Below are 12014 nucleotides of genomic sequence, written 5' to 3'. Positions count from 1 at the left end.
TTCTTATGTTTGGATGGATTGCCGCGCTCCTGTCAGGAGCGCTCATGAGTATTCAGGGAGTATTTAATACGGAAGTCACCGATAAGACCGGACCGTGGATCACCAATGGATTTGTGCAGCTGACAGGATTTTTTGTCTGTCTGATTCTGTGGTTTATCAGGGAAAGAAAAACTACATCGGTGTCGCAGATTCTGGCTGTGGAGCCAAAATATCTGCTTCTTGGCGGCGTCATCGGGGCGTTCATTACATTTACTGTGATTGCGGGTATGTCTGCTCTGGGGCCGGCGCGGGCGGTGATGCTCATCGTTTCTTCTCAGGTGATCGTCGCCTATATCATAGAAGTGTTTGGTATTTTTGGTGTGGAGAAAGCGGGATTTGACTGGACAAAGCTTCTGGGTACCGCATTATTTGTGGCAGGAATTGTAATCTTTAAGATGAAAGGTTGACTTTTTTAGGTACAGTTAAAGTAAAATAAATCTTCCCCTCTTGTATTTGAAACAAAATTTAGGTATTATATACTAGATTACGGATTTTTACGTCTGCTTCAGGTTGGGAAGGAGTGTTCTTGATTTGAGGTATGGTGTACGATGGAAGCAGCGGAGTGCTTTGGCAGCTCTCTTCTTTCTGATGTTTCTTAGCGGCGGCTGCGGCGGATTTTCCGGTTTTGCGGATCACGGACAGCTGATGATGACAGAGGAAGCGGCGCCGGAGACTTCTGCTTCTGTGGAAGATGCAGCGGACCAGAGGGATGCGGCATCAGGAACTGGTACAAATGACGGCGAATCTTATGATACAAATGAGGAAAGAATATATGTGCATATCTGCGGCTGTGTGAGGAATCCGGGACTTTATGTGTTTGCGGCAGGAACCCGGGCGGGAGACGCCCTGGAGAGTGCCGGGGGATTTACCAAAAAGGCGGATGAGTCGGCGGTGAATCTTGCCGCTGTGCTCCAGGATGGCATGCAGCTTTATGTGCCGTCTGTGGAAGATACAGTCCAAAACGGCGCAGGAAGCGCGTCTTCCGGGGCTGTGGGCAATGCAGCTTCTGCCGGTGCGGGAAATGTAACATCCGGCAGCGGAAAGGAAAGCGCACCTGTCAATATCAATACGGCGGGAGCGCAGGAACTGATGACTTTGTCCGGGATTGGGGAGTCCAGGGCGGAAGCAATTCTTTCTTACCGGGAAGAGAACGGAATGTTTTCTTCTATAGAGGACATCAAAAATGTCTCCGGTATCGGCGAGGGCATTTTTGAGAGGATTAAAAATATGATTACAGTATAACTTGAGGTGTATTATGGGAAAAAAAGTGCTGGTTGTCGATGATGAACGTTTGATAGTAAAGGGAATTAAATTTTCCCTTGTACAGGATGATATGGAGGTGGACTGCGCCTATGACGGCGAGGAAGCTCTGGAGATGGCAAAAAAGACAGAGTATGATATCGTTCTTCTGGATGTGATGCTTCCGAAGCTTAATGGATTTGAGGTGTGCCAGATGATCCGGGAGTTTTCCAACATGCCTATTATCATGCTGACTGCCAAAGGAGAGGACATGGATAAGATCCTGGGACTTGAGTACGGCGCGGATGATTATATTACCAAACCGTTTAATATTCTGGAGGTGAAGGCGAGAATCAAGGCAATTATGCGCAGAAGCACCAGAAAGACAACTGAGGATGACAAGAAAAAGATTCTTGAGAAAAACGGTCTTAAGATTGACTGTGACAGCAGACGTGTTTTTACCGATGGAAAGGAAGTACGGCTGACGGCCAAGGAGTATGACCTGCTGGAGCTTCTGGCCTTTCATCCGAATAAGGTATACAGCAGAGAAAATCTTCTGAACATCGTCTGGGGCTATGATTACCCGGGGGATGTACGGACTGTGGATGTACATATCAGGCGACTGAGGGAAAAGATTGAAAAGAACCCCGGAGAGCCGGTTTATATCCATACAAAGTGGGGTGTAGGATATTATTTCCAGGATTAGTCAAAGAAAAATCTTCCGATATATTCCCATGACCTATGTGGTAGGCCTTATCTGCATGATCGTGTTCAACTGTTTTTTAGCCATCGCCACAGATCATATGGTCCGCTCCTACCAGAAGAAGGCGGAAGAGCAAAAGGCGTCTTATGTGGAAAAACAGTGCGGTATTTTGGCCAATCAGCTTGTGCTGAACGGAATAAGCGCCTACGATATGACGAAGACATCGGATGACAGAGGATCAAATTTTTTTGAGATGGAGCAGCTCGCCAATGATATTGACGGCCGCATCCTGATCATTGATAACCATTTTGAAATACTTGCCGATACGTACAATAAGAATAACGGACAGTATTATGTGACGGACGATCTGATTCGCGCTTTTGAAGGGGAAGATGTGAGCTATACTTTCGCCGGCACATATATTCAGGTGATTTCCGGTGTCTATAATCAGGACACCGGAGAGATTGAAGCGGTGGTCATGGCGCTTTCTTCAATGGATAGTATCGAGGAAATGATCGGTTATCTTTATGAACAGCGGGCTACCCTGACGGGGCTGTTTTTCCTGATCACGCTGATCGTTATGGTGCTTCTTGTGATATTCATGAGAAAGTCCTTCAGGAATATGCAGAATGAGCTCGACATTATTGCAGAGGGACATCAGGAAGAGAGCATGTCAGAATCCGGGTTTAAGGAATTTAACCGGATGGCGGTGTCCTTTAACAAGATTGTAAACAGGTATAAAGAATTGGAGAATACACGGCAGGAATTTGTGTCCAACGTGTCTCATGAACTGAAGACGCCGATCACATCCATGAAGATTCTGGCAGACTCGCTGCTCATGCAGGAAAATGTGCCGGTGGAGATTTATGAGGATTTCATGAATGACATTGTCCATGAGATCGACAGGGAGAATCAGATCATCAATGATCTACTGACCCTGGTAAAAATGGACAAGACCCAGGCGGATCTGAACATTTCACCAACCAACATCAACGAGCTTCTGGAAGTTCTCCTCAAGAGGATTTCCCCGATCGCAGAGCAGCGCAACATCACCATCCGTCTGGAGACCATGCGGCAGGTGGTGGCCGAGGTGGACGAGGTGAAGCTTTCTCTGGCCTGCAACAACATCATAGAAAATGCTGTGAAATACAATCATGATGGCGGGAAAGTAGACGTTTCCCTCAATGGAGACCATAAGTTCTTCTATATTCGTGTAAAAGATACTGGAGTGGGGATTCCGGAAGATTGTCAGGAGCAGATTTTTGAGAGATTTTACCGGGTGGATAAAGCCCGCTCCAGAGAGACGGGAGGCACCGGTCTTGGACTGGCCATTTCCAGAAATGTAATTCTTCTTCACAAGGGATCCATCCGCGTACACAGCAAGGAAGGCGAAGGGACAACCTTTATCATTCGTATTCCTCTGAATTATCTGGGGTAGACAGGAGGAGATGATATTATAATGAAAATATACAAAACCGCATATCTTTTTCTTCTGACTCTTCTTCTGGCTGCTTTCTGCGGCGGGTGCGCACCGTCGGCAGAGGAGAGTACCAGTGCGGAGGAGATGAATTCCGCCGATGATAATACCATTCAGCTTTATTATCTGAACGCTGACGGCGATGGTTTTTATACGGTGGATTATACCCTGGAGAATACAGAAGACGTTCTTCTTGCGTCTTATGAGGTGATGTCCCGTCTGTCCGATACAGAAAACAGCAGGACAGACAGCTATAAGCCGGCCATTCCTACCGGTGTGACAGTGAATTCCATCACTCTTGACGGAGTGGAGGAGACGGTGGACATGGGAATCGGATACCGGCAGCTTGATGATTCTGATGAGATTCTCCTCCGGGCGGCAGTGGTAAAGACCCTTGTTCAGATCAAGGGGGTGGATTCCGTACGTTTTACCATCAATGGAGACAGTCTTCTGGGCAGCGATGATAATCCCATCGGAGCCATGACGAAAGATACTTTTATTTTGGAAGAAGATGCGGAAGCGCTCTATAATGATGAAGAGATGGTGACGCTCTATTATGCAGACATGGATGGGGACAGCCTGGTGGAGTATAAAACCAGACTGGAAACGTATGACAATATGCCGATGGAAACCAGAGTCCTGCTGGAGTTGATGGATGTTCCGGACAAACTGGATGTCCAGAGTCCGCTGCCATCAGATCTGATTATCAATCAGACGCAGATTCATAACAGTGTCTGTTATGTTGATTTGAGTAAGGAGATAGAAAATGTACTTCCTGGAGTTGAGGAAAAGGTGATGGTCTATGCCATGGTAAATACCATCACTGCTCTGGGAAACGCAACCTCCGTTCAGTTTACCGTGGATGGTGAGAAAATGGAATCCCTTCGCGATTTCGATTCCTTCCACCTTATGATGACCAACGATTATTCGCTGGTTGACAGTGCCATTAAAGGCAGTGAAAATCTGGAGAAATAAATGAAAAGACCTTTATTACCGTGTGTGACAGGGCTTGTGCTTGGAGAGGCCGCCGCCATATCATCCGGTTTTAAGGGAGCAGTGACTGCGGCTCTGCTTTTTTTGCTGACAGGATTGTGTGTTCTGATATGGCAGAAAAGGCCGGGCTGCTTTTTTGTGTCCGGCAGGAGAATCATGGTCCGCTGTTTTATGTTTGCCATATTTTTTATGGCGGGAATCTTTTTATATGCTGATGCCTGGGCAGACAGGGAGCCGATCCCCGGCGTTTCTCTGCCCCTTGATGGAACTATCCGCGGCAAGATTACATTTTTACAGGTGGACGATGCGGGAGAGTATGATATCACGCTGGAAAATGTACAGTTTTCACCGGAAAAGAAAGTCTGGCGGAGTATCCGGGGAAGGTGCCGCGTGCTGCATTTAAAAACAGATGCTGTGACTGTCTGGCCAGGGGAATGGATCACATGTGAAGGCAGCCTGACAGCGTTGTCAGTACCTACAAATCCCGGGGAGTTTAACAGCGAGGTATATTATCAGTCCCGCGGTATTTCCTGTCAGTTTTTTGCCGATAGCGGGTACCTATATGCCAGAGGACGGTTCTCTCTGGCTGGCGTCGCCTGTAAAATCAAACGGCGCATCGACAGCGTCTATGACAGAATGATGGGGGAGAATCATGCGGCTCTGCTGAATGCCATGGTGCTGGGAGATAAATCTTCGCTCTCGGAGGAACAGAAGCGAAAATATGAGGATAACGGCGTGGCGCATCTTCTGTCGGTATCAGGACTGCATGTATCGATCCTGGCCGGAAGCTGGTTTCGTTTTCTGCGAAAGAGAAAAATTGGTTACGCTCCGGCTTGTCTGGGCGGCATGTTCTTTCTGGGATTTTATGGATGCATGACCGGATTTGGCAGCTCCATTGTACGAGCGATTATCATGTATGCGGTATATCTGGGGGCAGAATACTTTGGAGCACAGTACGACATGGTATCTTCCACAGGGCTGGCCGGTATCCTGATGCTTTTGGATTCTCCGTGGAGGCTTCGGGAAGGAGGTTGTCAGATGTCTTTTGCCGCTGTCATCTCCATTGCGCTGGTACTGCCCTGGATAAAGGAACTGGCAGAAAAACGAAGGGACGGGAACGATGGAAGAATTTATCGCTTTCCCCGTCTGCGAAAGAAGTTTAACGAAGCGCTCTTGTCCAGTGTGGTCATCAGTGCCGTGACGCTGCCTGTCGTTCTTCGGGTATTTTTTACCTTTTCCCCGTACAGTGTTTTTATCAATCTTCTGGTCATACCATCTATGACTCCGATGATGGTCAGCGCTATCGCAGCCGGGATTGCCGGGGTTTTTCTGCTGCCTGCGGGGACGGCGGGGACCGCGTGCAGCAGTGTGGTGGAAAGATGTGCAGCTTTCGCCGGAGACGTTTTTATAAAACTGTTGATATTGCCGGCGGAGGCAGTGCTCACTTTTTTTGATTTTTTTCTGGAACAGATGCGGCAGCTGCCCGGGGCGGTCCTGACGCCCGGCTGCCCCGCTCTCATGGAGATGGCGGCGATTTATGCGCTGGAAGGTATGATTCTTTACATTTGGTACCGCCGCCGCTGGAAACTGGGAGTGCGGGCGGCTCTTCTGCTCGGTCTCTGGTTTCTTCTGGTGCCCTCTGACGGGCGGCTTAAAATTACTATGCTCGATGTGGGACAGGGAGACAGTATTCTGCTTCAGCTGCCCGGGGGAGAGTCGGTGCTGATCGACGGAGGAAGCACTTCGCGTTCCGGCGTGGGTCAGTATGTGATTACGCCGGCATTGCAGTATTACGGAATAGCGGAGATTGATTATGTGGTCGCCACCCATATGGATGCCGATCATGTGTCGGGTATCGAAGAATTGATTGAGACAGGATATCCTGTCCGGTATCTGCTTCTTTCTGCCGGAGAATACGGGAAGCCGCCGGACGGACAGACCGGAGAAAGTTCCGGCGGACAAAAAAGAGAAGAAACGGAGCTCGCCGCTTTTGCGCGAAAAGCGGAGCGTGCCGGAATCAAGGCCGTGTATTTTCAGAGGGGAGACGGGATACAGTTTCAAAAAGGGGTGGCTCTTTGCTGTCTGCATCCCTTTGCAGGTTTTGAGGCGGATGATAAGAACGCAGCTTCACTGGTCTTTCATCTGAGTTACGGGAGATTTGACGCACTGTTTACCGGAGATCTGGAATCTTCCGGAGAGGAGGCGCTCTGCAGCTTTCTGGAAACCGGCGCTGAGCCGGAAGAGGGCAGGGGAGAAGGAACCGGCGCATCGCAAAAAGAAAGCGGCCAGGAGAAGGAGATAATCTGGGAACTGCTGAAGGTCGCCCATCACGGCTCCAGATATTCCACGGGCCGTACATTTCTTGAGACAGTTTCGCCGCAGGCTGCGCTCGTCTCTGCCGGAAAGAAAAACAGGTATGGGCATCCCCATGAAGAGACGCTGGAAAGACTGGCGGACTGCGGCGCAAAGATTTATATGACCATGGAAGCCGGGGCTATTTTTGTGGAGACAGACGGAATACATTGGGGAGTGGACACATTTTCTTTGTCTGAAAGACAGTTTTTTTAATAAAGTTGCTATTTTAGCTAAAATAACATATAATAATTTTAGCTAAAAGGAGGTGCTTTTTATGATGACAGCGACAACGACAGAGGTGCAGAACAATTTTGGAAAGTATTTGCAGAAAGTGCAGGAGGGGGAGGAAGTGGTCGTATTGAAAAATGGAAAAGCAGTTGCCCGGATTATGTCTTACGCGCAGAGTCTTTCTTTCCTGACAGATTCTCTGACGGGAGTTCTGGAGGGGGATTATGATGATAAAAAGACCCGGGAAGAGAGGATGAGCCGCCATGAAGCTGCTGATTGATACCAATATTATTCTTGATGTTTTGTGCAAAAGAGAAGGTTTGTATGAAGATTCCGCAAAAATATTCAAACTGTGCGAGCTCAGACAAATGGAGGGAATCATCAGCGCCTTATCAATCCCTAATATTGTATACATTATGCGAAAAGAACTGGATGGAGACAGGATTCGCGACATTCTGGAAATCTTGTCAATTATTTTCAGGATATCTGATTTGAAAGCGGATGATCTGAAAAAGGGGGCGAAGATGAATTTCAGGGATTATGAAGATGCCCTGCAGAATGTCTGTGCGGAAAGAATGAAAGCGGACTATATCATAACAAGAAATAAAAGAGACTTTGCAGGGAGTAAGGTGCCGGCTTTCTCGCCGGAAGAATTTCTGGAAATTGACGCACCTGTCAATACATGTTAAAATGACGGGGAAAATAAATTGACGGAAAAGGTAAAATGAAGGAAATCAGAAGACAGATCAAAGAAAAAGAATTTCATAAAGTATATCTGCTGACGGGAGATGAAAGCTATCTCATTCTCCAGGCGAAGGAGCTTCTGACTCATGCTCTGGTGGCGGAGGGGGATGAGATGAATTACGCGGTTTTTGAGGAGAGTAAGATTGATCTGCAGCAGCTTCGTGAACTGGCCATGACGTTCCCGCTTTTTGCGGAGAAGAGGGTGCTGGTGCTTGACCGGACGGGTATTTTGAAAACCGGAAAGGATACGCTGATTGATATTTTTCAGACATTACCGGAGACCACCTGTATGATTATATGCGAGCCGGAGATAGACAAGCGTTCCAAAGCATATAAATGGATCAAGAAGAACGGCTATGTGGGAGAGTTCTTAAAGAAAGACCAGACAGAAAAAGTGCTCATGCGCTGGGTGGCGGCCCTTCTCGGCCGGGAGAAAAAACAGATTCGGGAGAGTGACGTGCGTTTCTTCCTGGAGCGGGTGGGCGACGACATGTTTCAGATTAAAAATGAGACGGATAAGCTCATTTCCTATGTGGGAGAGCGCCCGGAGATCACCAGAGAGGATATTGAGGCGATCACTTCCGGCGAGGTGCAGAATAAGATCTTTGATCTGGTGGCGGCCATCGCCGAGGGCAATAAGCGGCAGGCGCTCGCCTATTACGACGATCTGATTCTTCTGAAAGAACCGCCTATGCGGATTCTGTTCCTTATCGTGCGGCAGTACCGGATTCTGCTGCTCATCGCCAATATGCGCGGTCTCCACAAACCGGACAAGGATATCGCCCAGGCAGCGGGGATTCCCGTCTTTGCCATCCGTAAAAATGCGGCGCAGCTCCGGGGCTACACCATGTCCTCGCTGGAGCACTGCATTGCCTCCTGTATGCAGATTGAAGAGGAGGTAAAGACCGGACGCATCGGCGACCAGATCGGATTGGAGACGCTTATCGTGGGCCTGTCGGAGCGGATTGGAATTTGAATTTTTCGCGGAAGCAAAAAAAGACCCGGAAAGCAGCCGCTCTTTCCGGGTTATATTTTTGAATGTTCTCTCGTCGGTAAAAACTAAGCAATCTTGTTGACAGCTTTTGTCAGACGGGAAATCTTTCTTGCAGATGTGTTCTTGTGGTAGATTCCCTTGGATGTTGCTTTGCTGATCTCAGAAATAGCAACCTGTAAAGCTGCGTTAGCTGCTTCTTTATCGTTCTGTGCGATAGCAGCTTCCACTTTCTTTACACAAGTTTTTACTTTAGATTTGATCATCTTATTTCTTAATGTTTTTTTCTCGATTACAGAAATTCTTTTTTTCGCAGATTTGATGTTAGCCAATCTGTACACCTCCAAAATATATTCACTTCTATGTTTTGCCTTACATTCATACTGGACACGGTAATGTAAACATACCACTATATTTTAGTGATTCCGCTTTCGTTTGTCAATACTAAAAATGAAAAAAAGTCACATTTTTTTCGGCTTTTTGTATAAAAAATTCTGTCGTGAGTCCGCGGTGAAGGAAAAGGTAATATTTCAAAGACTTTTGGGGACGATAGTAACAGAAAGGATTGTGCTTATGAGACAGAAAAAGAATTTTATGCATACGGATCTGGCGCTGGAGCTGCAGGAAGAGCTGGAAGCGGCGCAGATACAGGTTGGAAAAAAGCAGCCGGAAGACGGGCACGGCAGCGGTGGAAAGAAAGGCGAAGCGGAGGATGACACCCGCTCTTTTGGCAGCGGCATCAATGTTGAGAAAAGAAAGAGGGACGGCGGTCGACTGAAAGAGGTCGTCATCACGGTAAAAAATGAGGAGGGCGAGAGGATCCTCGGGAAGCCTAAGGGAGTCTATATTACGCTGGAGGGCGTGGATCTGGCGGACAATGACGGGAAGTTTCACGAGGAGATGAGCGCCCTTCTGGCGGAGTATCTGGAAAAGCTGCTGGGCAACAGGAAGAAGATTCTCGTGGCGGGGCTTGGCAACCGGGAGGTGACGCCGGACGCGCTTGGGCCGCTGGTGGTTCAGAATCTTTTTGTTACCAGACATCTTAAGGAATATCCGTTTGCCCGTAAGATGCGCGCATCCATGGCCATCGCGCCGGGAGTTATGGCGCAGACCGGCATGGAGACCGGGGAGATTCTCCGGGGTATCATCGGGAAAACCGCGCCGGAGGTGCTGGTGGTCGTCGACGCCCTGGCGGCGAAGACCTCGGGGCGGCTCAATAAAACCATCCAGATCTGCGATACGGGCATCGCACCCGGCGCCGGAGTGGGCAACGAGCGTCAGGAGATTTCTGAAAAGACCATGGGGATTCCGGTCATCGCCGTGGGCGTTCCCACGGTCATCTCGGTGCCGGCCATGGCGGGAGATATCATGCAGTCGTTTCTGGAATCTCTGGGAGATGAGAAAATGCTTAATATCTATGAGTCCTGGTCAGATCAGGAGAAGTATCGCTTCATGGCGGAGTCTCTCCACGAAGAGCTGTTTGGACTTTTTGTGACGCCAAAAGAGATTGACGAGGCGGTGAAAAGAATCAGCTATACCATATCGGAGGGCATCAACCGGGTGATCGCCCGGAAACCGGCGTGATAAAGCACAAGAAAACTCCCGGCATATCATCCGGCGGACAGGCATACATTAAAATAATGGAAGTGTACGGTCGCCGGGACGGGCGAGACAGATGATATACATGGAAAGGAGCCGGGAGGATATGGAGCAGAGCTTTAGCCGCATGGGGCGCATGGTGGAAATCCTGCTGATTTGTGTGTTTGTTGTTCTCTGGATTACGATGGTGTCCGGCAGTAAGCCGGGGCAGGGCAGTTTGTGGCGGGAGCTGAAAGAAAAAATTCCGCTGCAGGCGGAGATGATAAAAGACGCCGGGATTAATCTGATACGCAATGCGAGAAATGAATTGGTTCCGGTGCTTTCCTATGAGAATTATCTGGAGGAAGACAGCCTGTTTCTTCCTCTGTTTCGTTATGCGCTGCAGCAGGAAATGTTTCCCGTGCAGCAGTACAGTGTGGATTACTGGGAAGGCGTCGATAATTTTTCTTCTCTCTACAGCGACGCGGTACCGGATTATTTTACCGAATCCGATGATGAATCAGTGGAAAAGAAGAAAAAAGATGCGGGAACCATGGAAACTACCGGAGTGGGAACCAGCTACACTATCAGGGAACTGTCAGATTATGATTTCCTGCTCAATCATTTTTATATCGTGGACAGTACTACCACCATGACCAGAGAAGATCTCAACGGAGAGAAACTGGTTACTCAGGATTTATCTGTGGATATGGGAGAGAGCGGCGGGAAGGAACCGCTGGTGCTCATCTATCACACCCACGGCAGCGAGACCTACAAAGAAGAAAAGGGAAAGAGCGGCAGCGTTCTGGACGTGGGGAAGACGCTTAAAAAAGAACTGGCGTCCTACGGCATCACCGCAATCCACGATACGTCCATTTACGACCAGGTCAACGGAGAACTGGACAGGAATGCCGCCTATGACTATGCCGGAGACAGCGTGGAGACGACGCTCAAAAAGAATCCCTCCATTCAGGTGGTGCTCGACCTGCACAGGGATTCTGTGGAAGATTCCATCCATCTGGTGACGGAGGTGGACGGAAAAGATACCGCACAGATCATGTTTTTTAACGGAGTGAGCCGTTTGAAGAGCGGACCGCTCACCTATCTGGAGAATCCCAATAAGTCGTCCAATCTGGCGTTCAGCCTGCAGATGCAGCTGCTGGCGGCAAAATATTATCCGGACTTTACGCGGAAGATATACATAAAAGGGTATCGGTACAATCTTCATCTGGCAAAGAGAGCGGTTCTCATTGAGGTGGGAGCGCAGAATAATACGGTTACTGAAGCTAAAAATGCCATGAAACCTCTGGCGGAGATGCTGTATCGGCTGCTGAGCGGAGAAAAGGCATATGAGGAATAAAAGAATTGACAAAGGATGGATTCTGTGTTCTAATTATTTTTGATGAAAACATCATATGATTTGTTCTTAAACCGTTGACGCGGGAGTAAAAATAGTTGTGCGCGCACAGAGAGTCCGGGGTGGTGAGAGCCGGGCCGAACGCAGATTATTAAATGGGCCGCAGAGGGCGCAGTCAAAGACCGGAAGCAGAGAGGTTGAGTATACTGCGACGTAAGACATACGTTAGTTGTCAGAGATATGTTGGTATCTCGTAAAGAGCACAAGATATTGTGAATCAAGGTGGCACCGCGGATGTAGTGCCGGAGCC

At 48.6% G+C, this 12014-nt stretch carries 12 protein-coding genes; 11 read left to right on the top strand and 1 reads right to left on the bottom strand.

The window, feature by feature from the left end:
* Positions 1-5 precede the first annotated feature (5 nt).
* The 9 genes from B5F87_RS07195 (at position 6) to holA (ending at position 8754) form a co-directional block, all read left to right on the top strand.
* Positions 6-446 carry a DMT family transporter gene (locus tag B5F87_RS07195; protein WP_087278954.1) on the top strand — a complete coding sequence of 147 codons (441 nt, stop codon included), beginning with the start codon at positions 6-8 and terminating at the stop codon, positions 444-446.
* A 124-nt stretch (positions 447-570) separates the two neighbouring features.
* Entirely contained in the window at positions 571-1281 is a 711-nt protein-coding gene (locus B5F87_RS07190) for a helix-hairpin-helix domain-containing protein (RefSeq protein ID WP_143405229.1), read from the top strand.
* A gap of 13 nt (positions 1282-1294) precedes the next feature.
* Complete coding sequence (locus tag B5F87_RS07185) at positions 1295-1984, top strand: response regulator transcription factor (RefSeq protein WP_087278947.1); 690 nt, start codon at positions 1295-1297, stop codon at positions 1982-1984.
* A gap of 28 nt (positions 1985-2012) precedes the next feature.
* Positions 2013-3419: a HAMP domain-containing sensor histidine kinase gene (locus B5F87_RS07180; protein ID WP_242964304.1), complete on the top strand. Its 1407-nt coding sequence runs from the start codon at positions 2013-2015 to the stop codon at positions 3417-3419.
* A 21-nt stretch (positions 3420-3440) separates the two neighbouring features.
* The gene (locus tag B5F87_RS07175; RefSeq protein ID WP_087278942.1) at positions 3441-4433 is read left to right on the top strand and encodes a GerMN domain-containing protein; all 993 of its coding nucleotides are present in this window, start codon (positions 3441-3443) and stop codon (positions 4431-4433) included.
* The gene (locus B5F87_RS07170) at positions 4434-7019 is read left to right on the top strand and encodes a ComEC/Rec2 family competence protein (protein ID WP_087278939.1); all 2586 of its coding nucleotides are present in this window, start codon (positions 4434-4436) and stop codon (positions 7017-7019) included.
* A 61-nt stretch (positions 7020-7080) separates the two neighbouring features.
* Positions 7081-7314: a type II toxin-antitoxin system prevent-host-death family antitoxin gene (locus B5F87_RS07165; protein ID WP_087278936.1), complete on the top strand. Its 234-nt coding sequence runs from the start codon at positions 7081-7083 to the stop codon at positions 7312-7314.
* Entirely contained in the window at positions 7298-7723 is a 426-nt protein-coding gene (locus tag B5F87_RS07160) for a PIN domain-containing protein (RefSeq protein ID WP_087278933.1), read from the top strand. Before B5F87_RS07165 ends, B5F87_RS07160 begins: the two co-directional genes overlap by 17 nt.
* A gap of 35 nt (positions 7724-7758) precedes the next feature.
* Positions 7759-8754 (top strand): DNA polymerase III subunit delta, encoded by a 996-nt coding sequence (gene holA, locus B5F87_RS07155; RefSeq protein WP_087278930.1) that lies wholly within the window; start codon positions 7759-7761, stop codon positions 8752-8754.
* A gap of 83 nt (positions 8755-8837) precedes the next feature.
* Here holA and rpsT read toward each other — a convergent pair whose 3' ends face one another.
* The gene (gene rpsT, locus B5F87_RS07150) at positions 8838-9101 is read right to left on the bottom strand and encodes a 30S ribosomal protein S20 (protein ID WP_158096988.1); all 264 of its coding nucleotides are present in this window, start codon (positions 9099-9101) and stop codon (positions 8838-8840) included.
* Positions 9102-9342: 241 nt separating this feature from the next.
* Between rpsT and gpr the strand changes: the two genes are divergently transcribed.
* Both gpr and B5F87_RS07140 read left to right on the top strand, forming a co-directional pair.
* Positions 9343-10353: a GPR endopeptidase gene (gpr, locus tag B5F87_RS07145; RefSeq protein ID WP_087278924.1), complete on the top strand. Its 1011-nt coding sequence runs from the start codon at positions 9343-9345 to the stop codon at positions 10351-10353.
* Between the two features lie 91 nt (positions 10354-10444).
* Complete coding sequence (locus B5F87_RS07140; protein ID WP_087278921.1) at positions 10445-11707, top strand: stage II sporulation protein P; 1263 nt, start codon at positions 10445-10447, stop codon at positions 11705-11707.
* Positions 11708-12014 lie beyond the last annotated feature (307 nt).

It is taken from the genome of Eubacterium sp. An3 (assembly GCF_002159465.1).
In the GTDB taxonomy this organism is placed as follows: Bacteria; Bacillota; Clostridia; order Lachnospirales; family Lachnospiraceae; genus Anaerobutyricum; species Anaerobutyricum stercoris.
This window is presented reverse-complemented; position numbering and strand designations above follow the sequence as displayed.